Below are 20165 nucleotides of genomic sequence, written 5' to 3'. Positions count from 1 at the left end.
GCGGCGGAACAGCACGCGCGCGAACACCTGGGCGGCGAGGATGCTGGCGATCAGGGTGGCCAGGCACAGGCCGACCAGCAGGGTCGCGCTGTCGTGGGCGGCGTCCAGCGTTTCGCCGGTGCGCGCCGCGATCGATTTCTGCTGCAGCGCGAGCAGCTCCCTGACGCGGGCGATGTAGCCGTCCATGAGCGGCGCGAAGCCTTGGGCGTAGAGCGTCCGCGCCTCGTCGTGCTTGCCCTCGGCCTTCAGCGCCATGAGGCGCCCGTGCGCCGCCAGGTACTGCTCGTGCGCGGCGCCGATCTGCGTGTAGAGGGCTTTCTCGTCCGCGCCGTCGAGCAGCGCGCCGATCTGCTGCTGCAGCTCGGTGCTGCGCTTCGACTGCTGCACGGCTTCGTCGGCGAAGGCCTTCGCCGGTTCGCCATCCGGCGCGCGGGCAAGCGCGGCGGTGCGCTCGGCGGACATCGAGATGTTCAGCAGCCAGTTCGATACCAGCCGCTCCTTCGCCAGCGGGTGCTGGGTCAGTTCCCTGGCGTCGTTCGCCAGCGTCTGCAGGCGCCAGATGGCGATCGCGGTCGACACGAAGGAGAGAATGATCACGATGGCGAACGCGAACCTGAGCTGGTTCCGTACGCTGGCGGTGGGGAGGTCGGCACATCGGCTCCTAGTTGATTAAGCGCTGCCCTGAGCTGGCGCAACAATCTGCTAGGATGCCCCCATGTCACTTCTGCTCGTTCCCGGCTTCATGGCCGATGAAACCCTGTGGGCCGACCTCGAAGCGCCGCTGGCGCCTTTCGGGCCCCTGCATTACGCCGACCTGCGCCACGATGGCTCGATCGAAGCCATGGCGCGTCGCGCGCTGGAAGCCGCACCGCCGTCCTTCCTGCTGGTCGGGTTTTCGATGGGCGGCTACGTCGCACGCGAGATCGCGCGGCTGGCGCCCGAACGCGTGCGCGCGCTGGTGCTGATCGCCACCTCGACCCGTCCCGACACGCCGGCGCTGCGGCAGCGCAAGGGCGCGATCGGCAATGCGGCGCCATCGATCGCCTTCAGTGGCCTGAGCCGCATCGCGGTCGCATCCTCGCTGCATCCGAAAGAGCGCAACAACGAGGCGCTGATCGAAAGGGTGCGGGCGATGGGCATGCGCCTGGGCGGCGAGGTGTTCCGGCGCCAGTCGATGCTGGAGCGGCCCGGCGATCTGGACCGCCTGCGGGAGATCCGCTGCCCGACCCTGGTGGTGGCGGCCGCGCAGGACCAGCTGCGCAGCATCGAGGAGGCGCGCGAGCTGCAGGCCGGGATTCCTGGCGCCACGCTCGAAGTCGTCGAGGACAGCGGGCACATGATCCCGATCGAGGCGCCGCAGCGCCTGGCCGCGATCATCGTGCCGTGGCTGGCGCGCTATCAGGGACCGTAAGGCGTGTAAGCGATCCCGTTGGCGATCAGCTCCGCCACCGCCTCGATGTTTTCCTTGCTGTCGCTCATGAAGCCCAGCACGTGGTTCAGCGAAGCCTTCTTGCTGTCGAGGATGTCCAGCCAGTAGGCGTAGCCGCCTGGATCGGGGGCGCGGTGCAGGATGTTTTTGTACAGCCGCATCACGATCTCGGCATTGGTCGGCGCGCTGCCGTACAGGTCGGCGAATTCCTGCGAGTGCACGAAACCGTCGGCGACGTTCACCAATGAAGCGCCAGCCTCCAGGCGTTCGAGCCAGTAACCGAGACCGCCCAGGTCGGGCTCGCGGTCGAAGGCGGCGCGGTACAGGCGGTAGGCCTGGGCCGGTATGCCGTCGATGTCCAGCGCCACGATGTGGTCCGTGAACTGCAGCCGCTCGACGTCCAGCAGCGTGTCGTTGCCGTCGCTGTCGCTGCCGCTGCGCTGGTCGGCCACGTGCCAGCCGGCATCGTCGTGCGTGATCTTGTAGTTCTCCAGCTTGCCGCCGTAGGTCGCGGTGTCCTTGCCGAGGCCGCCGACCAGCAGGTCGGTGCCGCCGCCGCCGTGCAGGACGTCGTCGCCGGCGCCGGCGTCGAGCTTGTCGTCGCCGACACTGCCTTCGACCAGGTCCTTGTCGTCGCCGCCGGTGACGCTCACGCCGGGAATCGCCGGGGGTGGGGGTGGGGGCACGACCACCGGCGGCGGTGGGGGCGGCGGTGGCGGAGGAGGTGGCGGCGGTGGCGGCGGCGGTGAGGGCGGCGTGACCGCCTCGACGAAGTTCGCCGCCGTCAGCGCGTACATGTCCACGTTCTTCAGGGTCAGCACGGTCTGCAGCTTGCCGTAGGCGCCGGCGCTGCCGTCCCAGTCGTACTGCAGCAGGGTGTCGCTGCCGTTTTGCAGCAGGCGCAGGTGGCCGTCGGCAAACGGGTCGACGCCCTTGACGAAGGTGCTCGCCAGCGGTCCCAGTTCGATCCGGTCGCCCTTGGCGCCGGCCTGGAAATCGGTGACCGTGTAGCGGCCGCCCTGGCCCAGCGCGCCGGGATCCAGCTTGAACAGGTCGCGCCCGGCGCCGCCGGTGGCGACGATTGGATTGTCCGCATTGATCCAGCCACCGACCAGGAAGATGTCGTCGCCGTCGCCGCCCAGCAGCGTGATGGCGTGCGCTTGCGACGTGTTGCTCGGCAAGACTTCCAGCAGGTCGTCGCCGGCGCCGCCATTCAGCGTGGTCTTGCCCATGCTGGCGATCAGGTAGTCGTTGCCGTCGCCACCCAGCGCCAGGTCGTTGCCTTCGGTGGCGTCGATGATATCGTCACCGATGCCGCCGCTCAGGGTGTCGTTGCCGGGGCCGCCGCTGATGGCATCGTCGCCGTCGCCGCCATCGATGCTGTCGTTGCCGCCCTTGCCGTCGATGGCGTCGTTGCCGATGCCGCCCGTGATGGTGTCGTCGAGCGGACCGCCCGGCAGTTTGTCGTTCTGGTCGGTGCCGGCGATGAGCTGGCCTTTGGTGCTGCCGTCCGCCGGCCAGCCGGCCGTGTTCTCGGGCAGCAGCTTGGTCCAGTCGACGTTCTGCAGGGTGACGACGTCGACGAAGGCGGCGTTTCCGGATGGGCCGTCCTTGTCGAACTGCAGCACGGCGTCGGCGCCGTGCTGCACGAAGCGGTACCAGCCGCTGGAGAAGGGCGTGGTGCCGGTCCAGTAATCGAAGGCGTTCAGGACGTCGCCACCGGCGCCGGCCTGGAAGTCGGTAATGGTGAACTTGAGCAGGGGCTCGTAGGACGGCAGCGAGAAGCTGTCCTTGCCGGCGCCGCCGGTCATGGATACGCTCATCGTCCCCGCCACCCGCAAGGGGCTGACCATGATGGCATCGTCGCCGTCGCCGCCGCGGACCACGACCGCCCTGCTGCTGCCGGCGAAGACATCGCCGACGATGGTGAGCCTGTCGTCGCCGGCGCCGCCATCCAGGGTGTCGCTGCCGCTGTAGCTGATCAGCTCATCGTTGCCGGCGCCGCCGAACAGCACGTCGTCGCCGTTGCGCTCGTCGGTGCCGTAGTTCGGCCAGGTACTGTCTTCGCCGCTGATCGTGTCGTCGCCATCGCCGCCGTCGATGCTGTCGCTGCCGAAGCCGCCGAGGATGCAATCCTTGCCCTGGCCGCCGCTGATCGTATCGTCGAGCCAGCCGCCCGTGAGGCTGTCGTCGCCGTCGGTGCCGTTCAGTTTGATGCCGGTGTTCGAGCCGTCCGGGTTGTAGCCGTTCCAGAAGTTATCGGCCGTGAGCTTCGTTTTGTCGACGTTCTTGAGGACGAGGATGTCCGCCACGCCCATCGGGCCGCTGCCGTCCGGGTCGGCCTGGATCGCGGTGTCGGTGCCGCGCTGCACCACCAGCAGGGGACCGCCCGCGGCGAACGGATTTTTCCCGTTGCTGACGAAGGCGGACAGGTCGATCAGGTCGCCGCCGGCGCCGGCATCGAAATGCTCGATCGTGAGCGTGTTCTTGTAACCGTACGCGAACGGATGATCGAAAATGCGGAACAGGTCGCTGTCGGCGCCGCCGTCTGCCGTGATGTCGACGCGGGTATTGCCCGAGAAGTGCAAGTTGAAGATGTCGCGGCCGCCGCCCCCAAGCAGCTTGAAGGCGACGGTGGGCACCGGATTGGGTACGCTCGTGTAGAAGTAGTTGGACACCGACAGGGTATCGTCGCCATCGCCGCCGTCGAGGGTATCGTTGCCGGCATGGGCCGACAGCAGGTCGTTGCCGGCGCCGCCGGACAGCATATTGTGGCCGCTGCCGTAGGCGTACAGGAAGTCGTTGCCGCCGTCGCCGTTCATGACATTGTCGCCGAGCCAGGTTTGCAGCGTGTCGTTGCCGGCGCCACCGGACAGGGTATCGTTACCGATGCCGCCGTTGTAGTAATGCGCACCGCTGAGATAGTCGTCGCCGTCGTCGCCGAACAAGCGTGTGTTGCCGATCGTGACCGTGAGGCTGTCGTTGCCCTCGCCTCCGTGGATGAGGTCGGCGCCGGCACCACCGTCGATGCTGTCGTTGCCGGCGCCGCCGTCGATCGTATCGTCGAGCAGGCCGCCCTTGATGGTGTCGGCCTGGGCGGTGCCGGCGATCGTCATGCCGGTCGAGGAGCCGTCCGGGCGTATTCCTTGCGGGAAGTTGTCGCCGGTTAGACTGGCTGGCGCCACGCCTTTCAGGATGGCGAGGGTCCTGAATTCGCCGGGACCGGCGGCGCCGTCGCTGTCGAACTGCACCAGCGTGTCGCTGCCGTCCGCCTTCAGGCGCAGATAGCCGAGCGGTCCGAAGGGGTTGCCCGACGGTAGTGAGCTCATCAGGGACAGGACGTCCAGCACGTCGCCGTTCGCCCCAGCCTGGAAGTCCTTGATCGTCAGGGTGTTGGCGGCAGGGTAGTAGGAGGAGAAGCGGTAGGTGTCGCGGCCATTCCCGCCGCTCGCTTCGACCGTCACGTCGGTCAGCACGCGGTCGCTCGACACGCTGATGAGGTCGTCGCCGTCGCCGCCCTCGACCACGATGTGGATGCCGGTACTCGCGCCCAGCTCGATGGCGATGGTGTCGTTGCCGGCGCCGCCGCTGGCCATGTCGTTGCCGCGGCCAAGATGCAGGAAGTCGTCGCCGTCGCCGCCGTCGAGCGTGCTGTCGCCCTGCGTGGCATAGCCGGTGTCGTAGTTCGTCCAGTTGGTCGTCAGCGCTTCCAGCGTGTCGTTGCCGGCGCCGCCGTGCAGCACGTTCGAGCCCTTGTTGTCGGTCAGGATGTCGTCGCCGGCGCCGCCGTCCAGCGTGTCGTTGCCGAGACCGCCTTCCAGTTTGTCGCTGCCCTCGCCGCCGTCCAGGCTGTCGTTGCCGCTGTCGCCGAGCAGCACGTCGGCGCCGCCGCCGCCGTGGATGATGTCGTTGCCGTATCCGCCGCTCAGCGTGTCGCCGGCGCCCAGCACGCTTTCGTTACCGCCGTCGATGCTGTCGTCGCCGGGGCCGCCATCGATCGCGTCCTTGCCGTCGCCGCCGCTGATGGTGTCGTCGAGCCAGCCGCCGGTGAGGGTGTCCGCGCCGGCCGTGCCGGTCAGCAGCATGCCTTTGGTGCCGCCGCTCGGGTCGAAGCCGCCGACGAAGGCGTTGGGCGTGAGCGACGCCAGGCCGATGTTCTTCAGCGTGACAATGGGCGTCGGGCTGTATTCGCTCCCGGTGCCGTCGAGGTCGAGCGAAATCGTCACGTCGCTGCCGGTCTGGGTGGCCACCAGGCGCTTGGCCGCACCGAAGGGATTGCTGCCCAGGTCGTAGGGAATGAGCGCGAGCAGGTCGAGCTGGTCGCCCTGGGCGGTCGAAAAATCGGTGATCGTGGTGGTGCCCCAACCCCAGCCGGAAACGAAGCGGAAGGTATCGGCGCCGTCGCCGCCGCTGGCACTGACGCTCGAATTCGAATTGCCGTAGAAAATCAGCAGGTCCTTGCCGGCGTCGCCGCTCACGCTGACCGTACGCTGACCATTGAGCAGATACCCGTTGGCGACGCCGATGGTGTCGTCGCCGTCGCCGCCGCGCAGGACGTCGTTGCCGTTGCCGCCCGAAAGCGTGTCGTTGCCGGCGCCGCCGTCGAGCAGGCTGGCGCCGGTCGAGTAGCTGCTCAGCAGGTCATTGCCGGCGCCGCCCAGCAGGGTGTTATCGCCGGCGTCGTCGCTCAGCCGGTCGTCGTCGAGGCCGCCGACCAGGGTGTCGTTGCCACGGCCGCCGTCGAGCATGTCGTTGCCGGCGCCGCCGTCGAGCGAATCGTTGCCGTTATAGCCGAACAGGGTGTCCGCGCCGTCCAGCCCCGACAGGGTGTCGTCCATGAGATTGCCGGACAGGCCATCGCTGCCGGCGGTGCCGGTCAGGCTCAGGCCTTTGGTGGTGCCCGCAGGGTCGATGCCGCCAACAAAGTTATCGCTGGTCAGCTGGCTCGGCAGGACGTTTTTCAGGTGGAGCAGGGTCTGCCAGGTCGTGTAGTTCGGCACCTGAACCTGGAGCAGGGTGTCGGCGCCGTCCCGCACCAGTTTCAGAGACCCGTTCTTGAAGGGGTTGCCTTCGTAGAAGCTGCCCAGCAGATCGAGGACATTGATACGGTCGCCGCCGGCGCCGGGCTGGAAATCGCCGACCTCGATCCGGGCGCTGCTGTCCGGCAGGCCGAGGACCGAATGCAGGACATAGGTGTCGGTCCCGCCGCCGCTGACGCTCACGCGGCCGGTGGTGCGGTCGTACATGGTCAGGCTGATGGTGTCGTTGCCGTCGCCTGCGTCGATGCTGGAGGCCGCCGCACCGATCGACCTGAGCGAGACCGAGATCTGGTCATCGCCGGTGCCGCCCGTGTAACTGGCCAGGTCGCTGCCGGTCAGGATGTCGTTGCCGGCACCGCCGTCGAGCAGGCCGCGGCCGCTCCATCCAGCCTCCAGGAAGTCGTCGCCATCGCCGCCGCGCAGGGTGTTCAGGCCGCCATCGTCGGATAGCCGGTCGTTGCCGGCGCCGCCCTCGAGCAGGTCGTCGCCGGTGCCGCCGTCCAGGGTGTCGTCGCCGCTGCCGCCGACCAGCAGGTCGTTGCCATCGTCGCCATACAGCCGGTCATGGCCGCTGCCGCCGTAGATCGTGTCGTTGCCGGCGCCGCCGGAGAGATAGTCGCCGTCGTAGGTGTAATAGGGCAGATCGTTCGACTCGTCGCCGCCGTTCAGCAGATCGTCGCCGCCGTAGCCATTGATGGTGTCGGCGCCGGCGCCGCCGGACAGGGTGTCGACCAGGTCGCTACCGTTCAGGGTATCGGCTTTGTCGGTGCCGCTCAGGTTGAGCGCAACCGGACTCAGGCCGGAGCGGAAGTAGCCAATGGTCCCGTAAGAAGCATAGGCATTGCCCGCCAGGTCCGTGACCGCGCCAATTTCCAGAGACACCGTGTAGTTGGTCGCGTACTCCAGCCTTTGCGGCAGGTGCACGGTCAGCGTATTGCCCGAAATCGTGATCGCCGAACTGCTGGCGACGTCTGCGGAAAAGACGGGTGTGTAGGCGCCGTAGTACAGGTACAGGCTGAACTTGCCGCTGCCGGCCTGGATCGCTTCGTTGAAAGTGAAGACAAGATCGCCCGCCGCCGGTTGTCCGTCTTTCGGCATGCTGACGAGTTGCGGCGGCGCGGTGTCCGTGCTCATGTTGGCTAATAATTTTGGTAAAGAAGGAACTATCTCTCAGCCCATCAATACAGTCCAGAACTTCTTTAAAAAGAATGGCTTAGGTGATTTTCTGTGATATTTCCTACAGGAATATACGAAAAAAAACGGGATGGCGAACCATCCCGTTTCGGTTACTGCAGACGCTGAATTCAGGCCTTGTTGCCCAGCGCGTAGATCGCCTCGGCCACGCCGTGGCCGTACGCCGGATCGGCACGCAGGAAGTGGCCGATCTGGCGGTCCTGGATCGCGGCATCGGCCTGGCTCAGGCTGCCGGCGATGTTGGCGATCAGGTTGCGCTTGCCATCCTCGCTCAACAGGCGGAACAGGTTGCCGGCCTGGGTGTAATGGTCGTCGGTGGCGCGGGTGTCGTAGCGTCCGGCGACGCCTTCGAGCTGCCAGCCGGCGTCGCCGTGGCCGAAGCCGCCGGCTGCCGGCATGCTTGCACGCACCGGGTCATAGTTCGCAGCCGCGCCGCCGTTGGCGATCGCCATCGCGCCGTCGCGCTGCTGGTTGTGGAAGGGGCAGCGCGGGCGGTTCACCGGCAGGTGCTGGTGGTTGGTGCCGACGCGGTAGAGCTGGGCGTCGTGGTAGGCGAACAGGCGTGCCTGCAGCATCTTGTCCGGGCTGTAGCCCATGCCCGGCACGATGTTCGACGGCGACAGCGCGGCCTGTTCGACATCCTGGTGGTAGTTGTCCGGATTGCGGTTCAGTTCCAGGAGGCCGACCGGGATGCGCGGGAACTCGCCCTGCGGCCATACTTTCGTGAGGTCGAAGGCATCCCAGCCGGTTTTCGCTTCCCAGGCGGCGCGCTGTTCGTCGTCCATCACCTGGATCTCGACGCTCCAGCGCGGGAAGTCGCCTTTGGCAATCGCATTGAACAGGTCGCGCTGGGCGTAGTCCGGGTCGGTGCCGGCCAGGCGTACCGCCTCTGCCGCGGGCAGGTTCTTGATGCCCTGCAGGGTCTTGAAGTGCCACTTGACCCAGACCCGCTGGCCGTCTTCATTGATCAGGCTATAGGTGTGGCTGCCGAAGCCGTCCATGTGGCGGTAGCCGTCCGGGGTGCCGCGGTCCGAGAACAGGATCGTTACCTGGTGCAGGCTTTCCGGGGCGCGGCTCCAGAAGTCCCACATCATCTGGGCGGATTTCAGGTTGGTCTGCGGATCGCGCTTCTGGGTGTGGATGAAGTCGGGGAACTTGATGCCGTCTTTCAGGAAGAAGGTCGGGGTGTTGTTGCCGACCAGGTCCCAGTTGCCTTCTTCCGTATAGAAGCGCAGGGCGAAGCCGCGCGGGTCGCGTTCGGTGTCGGCCGAGCCCTTTTCGCCGCCGACGGTCGAGAAGCGCAGGAAGGTCTCGGTTTGCTTGCCGATGGCGTTGAACAGCTTCGCCTTGGTGTACCTGCCGATGTCGTGGGTGACGGTGAAGGTGCCGTAGGCGCCCGAGCCCTTGGCGTGGACCACGCGCTCGGGGATGCGCTCGCGGTTGAAGTGCTGGAGCTTTTCGATCAGGTGGAAGTCCTGCAGCAGGACCGGACCGCGCGGACCGGCGGTGATCGAATTCTGGTTGTCGGTGACGGGGATGCCGGAGGCGGTAGTGAGATCGGTCATGGCTGCTTCCTGATGAAAGTTATTGGCTATCGAATTTTTAAATTTGATAGATTTTCTAGTTCGCGGCCATGGTAAGCCGGGCCGGTCATTTGTGCAAACTATCTATTTATATCTCTTCCATAGGGAAAATAAATGCTGACCCAGCGCTGTAAAGACAGTACGATATTGCGTTAAATCATCAAATTTTCTTCGGGATTGACCCGTGTTGCATATGAAGGCCGAAATCCTGCCCGCCACCGAGCTGAAACTGTCGGAATTGATCGCTTCGCTCAGCTATGCCCTCGACATCACCGAGGGCCAGCCGCCCGGCCATTGCTTGCGCGCGTGCTGGATCGGCATGCACATCGGCCGCGAGCTCGGCCTGCACGACGCGCGCTTGTGGGAGCTGTATTACACGCTGCTGCTGAAGGACCTGGGCTGCAGCAGCAATGCCGCGCGCATCTGCGAGCTCTACCTGACCGATGACCTGGACTTCAAGCGCGACTACAAGACCGTCGGCGACAGCCTGCCGCAGGTGCTGGGCTTCGTGCTCAAGCACACCGGTCTGAAGGCGGGCCTGGCGCAACGCTTCCGCAGCGTGATGACGATCCTGCGCGAGGGGCCGGAAATCGCGCGCGAGCTGGTCGCCACGCGCTGCCAGCGCGGCGCCGAGATCGCGCGCCTGTTGCGCTTTCCGGAAGGCGTGGCCGAGGGGATTTATTCGCTGGACGAACACTTCAACGGCAATGGCAAGCCGGAGCGGCTGGCCGGGGAGGCGATTCCGCTGTATGCGCGCATCGCTCTGCTGGCCCAGGTGATCGATGTCTTCCATACCGCGAGCGGGCGGGCCGGGGCGTTGAAGGAAATGCGGGCGCGCTCGGGGCAGTGGTTCGATCCGATGCTGGTGCAGGCCTTCGAAACGGTGGCGGAGTCCGGCGCGTTCTGGGACACGCTGGCCTCGGCGCGCATCGACGAGGCGGTGGTGGGCCTGCTGCCGGCCGGGGCAGGGCAGCAGCATCTGCTGGACGATGACTACCTCGACGACATCGCCGCCGCCTTCGGCCAGGTGGTCGATGCCAAGAGCCCCTACACGAGCGGCCACAGCGCGCGGGTGGCGCTGTACACCGACATGATCGCCGAGTCCCTGGGCTTGACGATGGAAAGGCGGCGCTGGCTCAAGCGCGGCGCGCTGCTGCACGATGTCGGCAAGCTGGGCGTCAGCAATAGCGTACTGGACAAGGCGGGCGCGCTCGACCGCGCCGAGTGGGATGCCGTCAAGCTGCATGCGGCATTCACGGAAACCATCCTCGGGCGCATCGGCGCCTTTCGCGAACTGGCCGCGATCGCCGGCGCGCACCACGAGCGCCTGGACGGCAGCGGTTACCCGCGCGGCCTGGCGGCGGACGACATCCGGATCGAGACGCGCATCATCACGACCGCCGACATCTTCGACGCGATCACGGCTGCACGCCCCTACCGCGGCGCGATCCCGATTCCGCAGGCGCTGGAGATGATGCAGAAAACGGTGGGGACGGCACTCGATCCGGACTGTTACGACGCCCTGGTGCGGGCGGTGGAGCGAGTGCCTCTGGTCTGATTTACACCACGGTCAGGGTGACGTCGATATTGCCGCGGGTGGCGTTCGAGTACGGGCAGACGCCGTGCGCGGCTTCCACCAGTTCCTGCGCCTGCGCGCGGTCCATGCCCGGCAGGCTCACCGCCAGTTCCACGGCCAGGCCGAAACCGGCCGGGATCGGGCCGATCGAGACGCTGGCGTCGATGGCCGCGTCGGCCGGCACCGCGATTTTCTTCTGGCCGGCGACAAATTTCATCGCACCCATGAAGCAGGCCGAGTAACCGGCGGCGAACAGCTGTTCCGGATTGGTCGCATCACCCTTGCCGCCCATTTCCTTCGGCGGCGCCAGGCGCACGTCCAGCAGATTGTCGTCGGTGGTCGAACGGCCGTCGCGGCCGCCGGTGGTGTGTGCCTTGGCGGTGTACAGGACTTTGTCGAGTTTGGTGGTCATCGCGTTACCCTTTCATGAGTGGTTGGTGCTTCGATGGATGAATCATAGCGCAAAATTAAATAGCGCGCTATCTAATTGGCGCAATCGGGACGATAGCCCGAAATGATGACAGGGTTTCATGGCCGGCCGAACATCTGGGTCCAGTAAGGCGTGCGGTTCTCGTTGGCCGGGTTCACCGCCCAGGCCGCGCCCATCTCCGTGACGGCCGGATTCATGATGTTGGCGCAGTGGCCCGGGCTGTCCAGCCAGCCCGCCATCGCCTCCTTCACCGAATGCTGGCCGGCAGCGATGTTCTCGCTGATCTGGGTCCAGCGGTAGCCGGCGCGGGTGGCGCGCGCGGCCGGGTCGCTGCCGCCCGGCTCCTTGTGGCTGAAGTAACGCTTGCTCGCCATGTCCTGGCTGTGACCGAGCGCGGCCTGGGACAGGGTCTCGTTCCAGACGATGGGCGGCGCCGCGCCGAAGGATTGGGTGCCGCAGGTGCGCGGGGTGGCGCGCGCCTGGTTGACCAGGGCCACCAGTTCCTGGCTCAGCTGGCCTGGCTCGGGCAGGGTGGGGAAGACCAGCGGGTGGGCAAGAATCACCTGCCACTCGTTGCCGAAGCGCGCCGTGCCGACCGCCGAGAATTCGCTGCTCAGGATGCGGCCGCAGTACTTGTCGCGGATCGCCGCCATCGCCGCCTGCGCGTTGTCCGGCCCGGTCACCGAGATCATCTCCGCGAGGTCGGAGCGGTAGCCGGCCTGTTTCAATGCCGATTCCAGGAAGGTGCCGGCGCCGATGTGCACGCTGGCGAGCACGCGCTCGCTGGTCAGCGGTTCGGCGGGCAGGGCGGGCCGGCCCGCGCAGGTGCCGGGCGCACTGCGGTAGGCGTTGATCAGGCCGGCGAGTTCATCGCTCATTTGCTTATTCTGGCGTGCAAACGCAGGCGGCGCGGCCACGGCGGCGCAGGCGAGCGCAGCGGCCAGCAGTCGGGAAGTCGAGGACATGGAATATGGGTGGGTGTTCGGAAGAGATGCTTCTCACGACATGGGGCCGGCAGCCTGGAAATCAAGCGGTTGCGCAACACATGCATATGCGAAAACCATGATGAAACCTTGGCATTGGGCAAAGTTTAAATTAGGATCAACGATCCGATTCACCAGATTCATCCATGGAGACAACACAATGAAGCGTACCCTGTGCAGCGCCCTGATCGCGGGCCTGTTCGCCGGCTTTGCCCACACCGGCGCAGCCGTCGCCCACCCGGCGGCGGACGCATCGAGCGCCACCAGCGCAACTGCCGGCAGTGCCCGTTCCGGTGTCGACACCGGCGCAATGGACAGCGCGGTACGCCCGCAGGACGACTTCTTCCGCTACTCGCAAGGCAAGTGGCTGAAGGACGTCGATATCCCGAACGACCGCTCCAGCTGGGGCGCCTTCAACATCGCCGCCGACAATGTCGAGACCCAGATCCGCACCCTGATCGAGCAGGCCGCCAACGACAAGAACGCGAAAGCCGGTTCGGATACCCAGAAGATGGGCGATTTCTACGCCAGCTACATCGACGAAGCGCGCCGTAACCAGCTCGGCCTGGCGCCGTTGAAGAGCGAACTGGCGCGCATCGACGCCCTGAAGGACAAGAAGTCGCTGGCCAAGGTGGCCGCGCGCTTCGAACGCATCGGCGCCGGTTCGCCGGTCAACATGGGCGTCCACCAGGACAACAAGGATTCGACCCGCTACATTGTCGACATCTCGCAGTCTGGCCTGGGCATGCCCAACCGCGATTTTTATCTGCAGGACGAAGCCCGCCTGAAGGACACCCGCGCCAAGTACCTGGCCCACGTCGAGAAGATGCTGAGCCTGGCCGGCCACAAGGACGCGGCGAAAGAAGCGCAAGCCATCGTGGCGCTGGAAACCGAGATCGCCAAGGTGCAGTGGAGCGCCGTCGAGAACCGCGATCCGGTCAAGGGCTACAACAAGATGAAGGCCGCCGAGCTGGCCAAGCTGGCGCCGGGCTTCGACTGGGCCACCTACCTGAAGGATTGCGGCGTTGCCGGCAAGGCCAATGATGTGATCGTCAGCCAGCCGTCCTACCTGCAAGGCCTGGACAGGATCATCGCCGCGACCCCGGTCGAGACCTGGAAGTCCTATTTCACCTTCCGCCTGATCAGCGCCTACGCGCCTTACCTGTCGCAGCCTTTCGTCGACGAGAGCTTCGCCTTCCGCGGCACCGTGCTGAGCGGCGCCAAGGTCAACCGTCCGCTGGACAAGCGCGCGATTGCCGAAGTCAACCGCGACCTGGGCGAAGTGGTGGGCAAGGTGTATGTGCAGAACTACTTCCCGGCCGAGCGCAAGAAGCAGGTCGAGGAGATGGTGCACAACTTCCTGCTGGCCTACAAGGAACGCATCGAGACCCTGGACTGGATGAGCCCTGATACCAAGAAGCAGGCCCAGGCCAAGCTGGCAAAGATCTCGGTCAAGGTCGGCTACCCGGACAAGTGGCGCGATTATTCGTCGCTTGCCGTCAAGCGTGACGACCTGGTCGGCAACGTGATGCGCGCGCGCGAGTTCGGCCACCTGTACGGCGTGAACAAGCTGGGCAAGCCGGTCGACCGCGGCGAGTGGCACATGACCCCGCAGACGGTGAACGCCTACTACAGCCCGGAGATGAACGAAGTCGTGTTCCCGGCCGCGCGCCTGCAGGCGCCGCTGTACGATGCGGACGCCGAACCGGCGATCAACTACGGCGCGGTCGGCATCTCGATCGGCCACGAGATCAGCCACGCCTTCGACGACCAGGGCTCGCAGTACGACGGCGACGGCAACCTGCGCAACTGGTGGACCAAGGAAGACGGCGAGAAGTTCGCGGCCAAGGGCAAGGTGCTGGTGTCCCAGTACGCGTCCTACAGCCCGGTCGAGGGTTACCACCTGAACGGCGAACTGACGCTGGGCGAGAACATTGCCGACAACGCCGGCGCGATCATGGCCAGCCGCGCCTACAAGATCTCGCTGAAGGGCAAGCCGGCACCGGTCATCGACGGCTACACCGCCGAGCAGCGCATCTTCATGGGCCTGGCCCAGGCACGCCGCGGCAAGGCCCGTGACGCCGCCCTGATCGCCCAGGTGAAGTCGGACCCGCACTCGCCGGCCGAGTTCCGCGTGAACGGCAGCCTGCGCAATCACCCGGGTTATTACGAAGCCTTCGACGTCAAGCCGGGCGACAAGATGTACCTGGCGCCGGAAGACCGTGTGATTTTCTGGTAAGCCGCCAGCCGTCGTTCCCGCGCAAGCGGGAACCGGTGCCGGGCGCCTTCAGCCAAACAAAGCCAGCCTTCGGGCTGGCTTTTTTCATTGTTACGCCAGACGTAACAAACAATCCCCTGTAGCGCTATTTTTCCGATTGGAAGTGGAAATTATCATTTCCCTGTCAGCAAAACGCTCACAACAAGGCGACTGACGTGCCACCGTCGCCAGGTGGCACACCAGAACAACGCGCGGCGCGGTGGCGGCGCCGCGCACCCTGAACGGAAAAACAAGATGAAAACCAAGCTGCTTCTTCCTCTCCTCACCGCCATGACCCTGGGCCTGGCCGGCACCGCGCTGGCCGCCGTCCAGCCGTCCGATTTGCGCGGCAAGGCCGTGTCGGCTTCGACGCCGGTCGACCAGGTCATCGTCATTACCGACGCGACCCGCCACCTCAACGTCACCGGCGGCTCGACCGTGCGCTTCGTCGTTGGCGAGCGTTCCTTCAGCTGGAACTTCCAGAACGGCAGCGCCCATGTGGTGCCGTTCGACCTGCAGCAGATCGCGCCCTCGGGCCTGCTGACCCACCGTGTCGTGGTTTACGTGTCGGATAACCCGCTCTACCAGAATAATTGAGTAACATTGCGCGCTATGCGCAAGGATCTCGATTACGGACTACTGCATGCAATGAACGCGTTCGTGCATGTGATGGACGGCGGCAGCTTCACGGCCGCCGCCGACCACATGGGCATGTCCAAGGCGCAGGTTTCGCGCCTGGTCACGCTGCTGGAAAACCGGCTGCAGGCCAAACTGCTGCACCGTAGTACCCGGCGCATCGTCGCCACCAGTGCCGGCGAGCGCTACGCCGCGCACTGCAAGGCCATCCTCGACATGGTCGCCCAGGCCGAAGGGGAGGCCGGCGGCGCCGGGCATGCGCTGTCCGGCCGCTTGCGCCTGATGAGCATGGCGACCTTCGGCAACCGCTACGTCACGCCCCTGGTCAGCAGCTTTTGCGCGGCCAACCCGCGGGTGACGGTCGAATACAGCTCGTCGCAGAGCCCGCCCGACCTGCTGGCGGAAGGCATCGACGTCAGCATCTACCTGGCGCAATACCTGCCCGATTCGGCCCTGGTTGCACTCAAGCTGGGCCGCATGTTCTCGGTGCTGTGCGCGGCCCCGGACTACCTGGCGCAACGCGGCCAGCCCCAGCATCCGCACGACCTGGCCCGGCACACCTGCCTGCGCCTGGTGAATTCCTCGTTCAGCGCCTGCTGGCAGCTCGACCGCGGCGACGAACACCTCACCTTCGACCCCGAAGGCCCGCTGATCGGCAATACCGCCGAGGTGCTGCTGGACGGCGCGCTGCACGGACTGGGCATTGCGCTGCTGCCGGCCTACAGCGTGGTCGACGGCCTGCGCAGCGGCAGGCTGGCCCAGGTACTGCCCGGCTGGCGCTCACCCGAGATCGGCATTTTCGCGCTCTTGCCCTCGGGCCGTTTCGTGGACGCCAAGACCCGCGCCTGGATCGACCTGCTGAAGGAAGAACTGCCGCCGGCCATCGAGCGCGACATGGCTTACTTCACGGACGACGCCCGGGAAGCCTGACGGCGGCGGCGCGCCAGCAGCATCAGTCCGCCCATGCTGGCGAAGGTCAGCGCCATGCTTGGCTCCGGCACTTCGGCCTGCAGCTGGGCCGCGGCCAGCGACTGCAGGGATGCCGCGATCTTCGGATCGATGCCGAGGTCGCGCGCCACGTATTCGTTGGCGCCCAGCGAACGCGGGTCGAGGCCAGTGACGTTGCCGAAGATGGTCAGCGCTTCCAGATAGTAGCCATAGGAACTGGCGTGGTAGGCGTCCGGCGCCCACAGATCGATGCCGGTGACCGTGTTGTCGAAGGGATTGACGTCGGCCAGGCCGCTGGCGAACGCACGGTTCCAGGCTTCGCCGACCGGGATCACGTCGCTGATCAGGTTCGAGGCCTGGTCCGCCTTGTCGTAGCCGGCGCGCACGTCCAGCGCCATCTGTTCGATCGGTTTGCCGTACCAGGCGCCGCCCGGTTTATAAGTCTGGTCGGCGCGCGACCAGGTCGAGGTCAGGCGCACGTCGACGTTCGGATTCTGGTCGTGGAAGGCTTGCGCCAGCAGGCCGGAATACTTGATCAGCGTGGCCGGATCGCCGGGTTTCGAGGCGTCGAGCGTGCTGTAGCTCTGCAGCAGGACGGTGTCGAAAGGTTTGGCGATGGTGCCGAGCTTGTTGATGTAATGCCAGTCCACACCCTTGCCGGGCGAGGTTTCCAGGCTGACGTCGTAGTGCAGGCCCGCCTGCTCCGTAAAGGCCTTGAACAGGGCGGGCACGCCGCCGATGCCGGTGCCGTTCAGGTCCGTTACCGTGTTGGGGCGGTAGTTCTGCACGGTCGGTGCGGCGCCGGCCGGGTCGCCATAGGTAAAGCTGTTGCCGATGAACAGGATGGCGGTTGCCGATGCCGGTGCGGCTGCACATGCCAGCGTGCAGGCGGCAGCCAGGGCGAGGGCGGGGCGGCTGAGGGAGAAATGGAATCGCATGGGTTCGCCTTTATCTCTGGTTGGTCTATATTAGCGAAGTAGCAATAATTATGCCGCCTTCATATTTTTCTAATGAAATCAGGCTTGTTGCATATTTTCCCTATCGCTCAGCAGTTGAAGTGTAAAATTCGCCGACATTTCCATTTTACAATTAATTTCCTGGCGGATCAGCTTCCTCGTCACGCATCGGCTTGGCGCTACGCCGACAGCGTTCCGAACAATATCTGACCTGGTCCCAGTCGCGCTCCCACTTCTTGCGCCAGCTGAAGGGCAGGCCGCAATGGGCGCAGGTCTTGACCGGCAGGTCGGCTTTCTTGCGCATCTTCATGGCGGGACAGGTGAGGGCGCGCCAGCGCATTACAATCAGGCATCCAAGGAAAGGAAAATCCATGCGTTCGACCCTGATTCCGCTGTTGCTCCTGCTCACCCCTCTGGCCCAGGCCCAGGCGCCGCTGACCGTCAAGATCGGCAGTGCCTCGCCGCTGTCCGGCACCGGCGCCCACCAGGGCAAGGACATCGAGAACGGCGCCCGCATGGCCATCGACGACCTCAACGCGAAAGGCGTCAGCATCGGCGGCCGCAAGATCCAGTTCGTGCTGCAGGCCGAGGACGACGGCGCCGACCCGAAGATGGGCACGGCGGCGGCGCAGAAGCTGGTCGACGACAAGGTGGTGGCGGTGGTCGGCCACCTGAATTCGGGCACCACGGTACCGGCCTCGAAGATCTACAACAGCGCCGGCATCCCGCAGATCTCGCCGGCCGCGACCACGCCGCTGTACACCCGGCAAGGCTACAAGACGGCCTTCCGCGTGGTCGCCAGCGACAGCCTGGTCGGCAAGACCCTGGCTGCGTATGCGATCAGGACGCTCAAGGCGAAAAAGATCGCGGTGATCGACGACCGCACCGCCTTCGGCCAGGGCCTGGCCGACGAATTCACGAAAGGCGTCAAGGCAGTCGGCGGCGCCCAGCTGGTCAGCCGCCAGTTCACCAACGACAAGGCGACCGACTTCAACGCCATCCTCACCCAGATCCGCGCCCGCCAGCCGGACGTGATCTTCTATGGCGGCATGGACGCGGTGGCCGGCCCCATGCTCAAGCAAATGAAAGCACTCGGCATCAACGCGAAATTCGTCTCCGGCGATGGCGTGTGCTCGGAAAAGCTGCCGCAATTGGCCGGCGATGCGCTCGGCAGCGACAAGGTGATCTGCGTGGTGGCCGGCGGCGTCAGCAGCGCCGAAGAAGAAAAGGCGGCCGCCGCCTTTGCCGAGCGCTACCGCCAGCGTTACAAGATTCCGCTGCAGACCTACGCGCCTTACGCCTACGACGCGACCATGGTCTTTGCCCAGGCGATGCAGCAGGCGAATTCGACCGACCCGGCCAAATTCCTGCCGGCGCTGGCGAAGATCAGCTACCACGGCGTCACCGGCGATATCGCCTTCGACCCCAGCGGCGACCTGCGCAATGCCGCCCTGACGCTCTACACCTACCGCGAGGGCAAGCAGGTCAAGCTACAAGTTGTTCGTTAGGCAAGGACGACGCAAATACATTTGTAGGAATATAATTGAGGGTTCTCGAAGTAAAGAGGACTCTCAATGCAAATGGTTTTATCCGCGGGATTCATCCTGCTTGTCGTCCTGTGGGGCATCCTGGCGCCGGACAATATGGCGTCCATCTTCAACGACGTGCTGGCGTCGCTGAACCGTAATTTCGGCTGGCTCTACCTGTGGGTCGTGCTCGGCCTGGTCGTGTTCGCCGCCTTCGTCGCCTTCAGCCGCTACGGCAACCTCAAGCTCGGCGGCGAAGACGAGGAACCCGAGTTTTCGGCCGGCAGCTGGTTCGCGATGCTGTTCGCAGCCGGCATGGGCATCGGCCTGGTGTTCTGGGGCGTGGCCGAGCCGATCTCGCACTACGTCACGGCGCCGCCCGGCATCCAGTCCGGCACGCCGGAGGCGGCCAACGCCGCGATGCGCTACGTGTTCTTCCATTGGGGCCTGCATCCCTGGGCGGTGTACGGCATCGTCGCGCTGGCGATCGCCTTCTTCCAGTACCGCCGCAACGGCGACGCCCTGATCAGCACCGCCACCAGCGCCTTGCCCTGGCGCGCGGTGCGCTCGATGTCCGGCCTGTTCAACGGCCTGGCGGTGGTCGCGACCGCGTTCGGCGTCGCCGCTTCGCTCGGCATGGGCGCGCTGCAGATCAACGGCGGCCTGCAGGCGGTGTTCGGGATCGACGTCAACCCGCGCTGGCAGGTGGCCATCATCGTCGTCACCACCGCCATCTTCGTGACCTCGGCGGTGAGCGGGGTCGAGAAGGGCGTCAAGCTGCTGTCCAACTTCAACATGGTGCTGGCGGGCCTGCTGGCGCTGGCCGTGTTCATCTTCGGACCGACGGTGGCGATCATCGACACCTTCAGCAATACGCTGGGCAGCTACCTGAACGATTTCGTCAGGATGAGCCTGCGGGCCACGCCTTTCCGCGACAGTAACTGGGTCGGCACCTGGACCATCTTTTACTGGGCCTGGTGGATTTCGTGGTCGCCCTTTGTCGGCCTGTTCATCGCGCGCGTTTCGCGCGGGCGCACGATCCGCGAATTCATCGTCGGCACCGTGCTGGCACCCTCGCTGGTGGCCTTCCTGTGGTTCTCGATCTTCGGCGGCAGCGCGCTGACGATGCAGATCTGGCAGCACGTGCCGATCGCGGCGGCGGTCAAGAACGAGGTCGCGACCGGCCTGTTCGCGATGTTCAGCGCGATGCCCTTCGGCCTGGCGATGTCGGCCGTCGCGACCCTGCTGGTGCTGGTGTTCTTCGTCACCTCCGGCGACTCGGCGGTGCTGGTGCTCGGCATGATGAGCAGCGGCGGCAACCCGAATCCGCCGAACCGCGTCAAGATCGTCTGGGGCGTGCTGGTGGCGGGCATCGCCATCAGCCTGCTGCTGGCCGGCGGTCTGCAGGCGGTGCAGACCGCGACCATCGTGTTCGCCCTGCCGCTGACGGCGGTGATCGTGCTGATGGTGCTGTCGCTGTGGCGCGCCATGCGCGAGGACTGGGCCGCGCAGCAGCGGCACGAGCGCGAGATGCGCAAGCGCCTGCGCGAGATGGCGGCGCGCTAGCCTCGGCATGCTGCCGGGCGTTCGGCGGCGTACGTTGCCGGA

General features: G+C 65.8%; 13 protein-coding genes and 1 pseudogene. 7 read left to right on the top strand and 7 right to left on the bottom strand.

Translation table 11 applies throughout. The annotated features are described in order from the left end of the window. Window positions 1-147: 147 nt before the first annotated feature. A pseudogene (locus tag NX782_RS01965) lies at window positions 148-621 on the bottom strand (MCP four helix bundle domain-containing protein); the annotation flags it as partial. Window positions 622-715: 94 nt separating this feature from the next. Between NX782_RS01965 and NX782_RS01960 the strand changes: the two are divergent. Next, window positions 716-1411 carry an alpha/beta fold hydrolase gene (locus NX782_RS01960; protein WP_258843818.1) on the top strand — a complete coding sequence of 232 codons (696 nt, stop codon included), beginning with the start codon at window positions 716-718 and terminating at the stop codon, window positions 1409-1411. Here the strand turns inward: NX782_RS01960 and NX782_RS01955 are convergent. Together NX782_RS01955 and NX782_RS01950 are read right to left on the bottom strand one after the other, a co-directional pair. Next, on the bottom strand, window positions 1399-7602 hold the full coding sequence (locus NX782_RS01955; protein ID WP_258843817.1) for a type I secretion C-terminal target domain-containing protein: 6204 nt from the start codon (window positions 7600-7602) through the stop codon (window positions 1399-1401). The two genes, NX782_RS01960 and NX782_RS01955, sit on opposite strands and share 13 nt — an antisense overlap. Window positions 7603-7772: 170 nt before the next feature. Continuing rightward, the gene (locus NX782_RS01950; protein WP_258843816.1) at window positions 7773-9227 is read right to left on the bottom strand and encodes a catalase; all 1455 of its coding nucleotides are present in this window, start codon (window positions 9225-9227) and stop codon (window positions 7773-7775) included. 211 nt (window positions 9228-9438) lie between these two features. Between NX782_RS01950 and NX782_RS01945 the strand changes: the two genes are divergently transcribed. After that, a complete protein-coding gene (locus tag NX782_RS01945) occupies window positions 9439-10803 on the top strand; it encodes an HD-GYP domain-containing protein (RefSeq protein WP_258843815.1) in 1365 nt (454 codons plus the stop codon). 1 nt (window position 10804) lies between these two features. On the opposite strand, the gene NX782_RS01940 is transcribed toward NX782_RS01945, so the two are convergent. Both NX782_RS01940 and NX782_RS01935 read right to left on the bottom strand, forming a co-directional pair. Beyond that, window positions 10805-11233 (bottom strand): organic hydroperoxide resistance protein, encoded by a 429-nt coding sequence (locus NX782_RS01940; protein WP_258843814.1) that lies wholly within the window; start codon window positions 11231-11233, stop codon window positions 10805-10807. A gap of 116 nt (window positions 11234-11349) precedes the next feature. After that, window positions 11350-12129, bottom strand: a complete 780-nt coding sequence (locus tag NX782_RS01935; RefSeq protein WP_258843813.1) for a CAP domain-containing protein — start codon at window positions 12127-12129, stop codon at window positions 11350-11352. Between the two features lie 265 nt (window positions 12130-12394). Between NX782_RS01935 and NX782_RS01930 the strand changes: the two genes are divergently transcribed. From NX782_RS01930 to NX782_RS01920, 3 genes are all read left to right on the top strand, one after another. Continuing rightward, complete coding sequence (locus tag NX782_RS01930) at window positions 12395-14473, top strand: M13 family metallopeptidase (protein WP_258843812.1); 2079 nt, start codon at window positions 12395-12397, stop codon at window positions 14471-14473. A gap of 273 nt (window positions 14474-14746) precedes the next feature. Continuing rightward, a complete protein-coding gene (locus NX782_RS01925; RefSeq protein WP_258843811.1) occupies window positions 14747-15088 on the top strand; it encodes a CzcE family metal-binding protein in 342 nt (113 codons plus the stop codon). 51 nt (window positions 15089-15139) lie between these two features. Beyond that, a complete protein-coding gene (locus tag NX782_RS01920) occupies window positions 15140-16057 on the top strand; it encodes a LysR family transcriptional regulator (protein ID WP_258843810.1) in 918 nt (305 codons plus the stop codon). Here the strand turns inward: NX782_RS01920 and NX782_RS01915 are convergent. Both NX782_RS01915 and NX782_RS01910 read right to left on the bottom strand, forming a co-directional pair. Further along, the gene (locus NX782_RS01915; protein ID WP_258843809.1) at window positions 16027-17013 is read right to left on the bottom strand and encodes a DUF4886 domain-containing protein; all 987 of its coding nucleotides are present in this window, start codon (window positions 17011-17013) and stop codon (window positions 16027-16029) included. The two genes, NX782_RS01920 and NX782_RS01915, sit on opposite strands and share 31 nt — an antisense overlap. Window positions 17014-17164: 151 nt before the next feature. After that, window positions 17165-17341 (bottom strand): DUF2256 domain-containing protein, encoded by a 177-nt coding sequence (locus NX782_RS01910; RefSeq protein WP_258844049.1) that lies wholly within the window; start codon window positions 17339-17341, stop codon window positions 17165-17167. Window positions 17342-17402: 61 nt separating this feature from the next. Between NX782_RS01910 and NX782_RS01905 the strand changes: the two genes are divergently transcribed. Continuing rightward, window positions 17403-18539, top strand: a complete 1137-nt coding sequence (locus NX782_RS01905) for a branched-chain amino acid ABC transporter substrate-binding protein (RefSeq protein WP_258843808.1) — start codon at window positions 17403-17405, stop codon at window positions 18537-18539. Window positions 18540-18605: 66 nt separating this feature from the next. Next, the gene (locus NX782_RS01900; protein ID WP_258843807.1) at window positions 18606-20123 is read left to right on the top strand and encodes a BCCT family transporter; all 1518 of its coding nucleotides are present in this window, start codon (window positions 18606-18608) and stop codon (window positions 20121-20123) included. The last annotated feature ends 42 nt before the right edge of the window (window positions 20124-20165 follow it).

The organism is Massilia norwichensis (assembly GCF_024753245.1).
GTDB classification, from domain to species: Bacteria; Pseudomonadota; Gammaproteobacteria; order Burkholderiales; family Burkholderiaceae_D; genus Telluria; species Telluria norwichensis.
The sequence above is the reverse complement of the archived record's forward strand: the minus strand, read 5'-3'. Positions and strand labels throughout refer to the sequence as shown.

Coding starts and splice junctions, on each gene's coding strand:
- NX782_RS01960 (WP_258843818.1), top strand. CDS start 716: ATGTCACTTCTGCTCGTTCCCGGCTTCATGGCCGATGAAACCCTGTGG.
- NX782_RS01955 (WP_258843817.1), bottom strand. CDS start 7,602: ATGAGCACGGACACCGCGCCGCCGCAACTCGTCAGCATGCCGAAAGAC.
- NX782_RS01950 (WP_258843816.1), bottom strand. CDS start 9,227: ATGACCGATCTCACTACCGCCTCCGGCATCCCCGTCACCGACAACCAG.
- NX782_RS01945 (WP_258843815.1), top strand. CDS start 9,439: ATGAAGGCCGAAATCCTGCCCGCCACCGAGCTGAAACTGTCGGAATTG.
- NX782_RS01940 (WP_258843814.1), bottom strand. CDS start 11,233: ATGACCACCAAACTCGACAAAGTCCTGTACACCGCCAAGGCACACACC.
- NX782_RS01935 (WP_258843813.1), bottom strand. CDS start 12,129: ATGAGCGATGAACTCGCCGGCCTGATCAACGCCTACCGCAGTGCGCCC.
- NX782_RS01930 (WP_258843812.1), top strand. CDS start 12,395: ATGAAGCGTACCCTGTGCAGCGCCCTGATCGCGGGCCTGTTCGCCGGC.
- NX782_RS01925 (WP_258843811.1), top strand. CDS start 14,747: ATGAAAACCAAGCTGCTTCTTCCTCTCCTCACCGCCATGACCCTGGGC.
- NX782_RS01920 (WP_258843810.1), top strand. CDS start 15,140: ATGAACGCGTTCGTGCATGTGATGGACGGCGGCAGCTTCACGGCCGCC.
- NX782_RS01915 (WP_258843809.1), bottom strand. CDS start 17,013: ATGCGATTCCATTTCTCCCTCAGCCGCCCCGCCCTCGCCCTGGCTGCC.
- NX782_RS01910 (WP_258844049.1), bottom strand. CDS start 17,341: ATGAAGATGCGCAAGAAAGCCGACCTGCCGGTCAAGACCTGCGCCCAT.
- NX782_RS01905 (WP_258843808.1), top strand. CDS start 17,403: ATGCGTTCGACCCTGATTCCGCTGTTGCTCCTGCTCACCCCTCTGGCC.
- NX782_RS01900 (WP_258843807.1), top strand. CDS start 18,606: ATGCAAATGGTTTTATCCGCGGGATTCATCCTGCTTGTCGTCCTGTGG.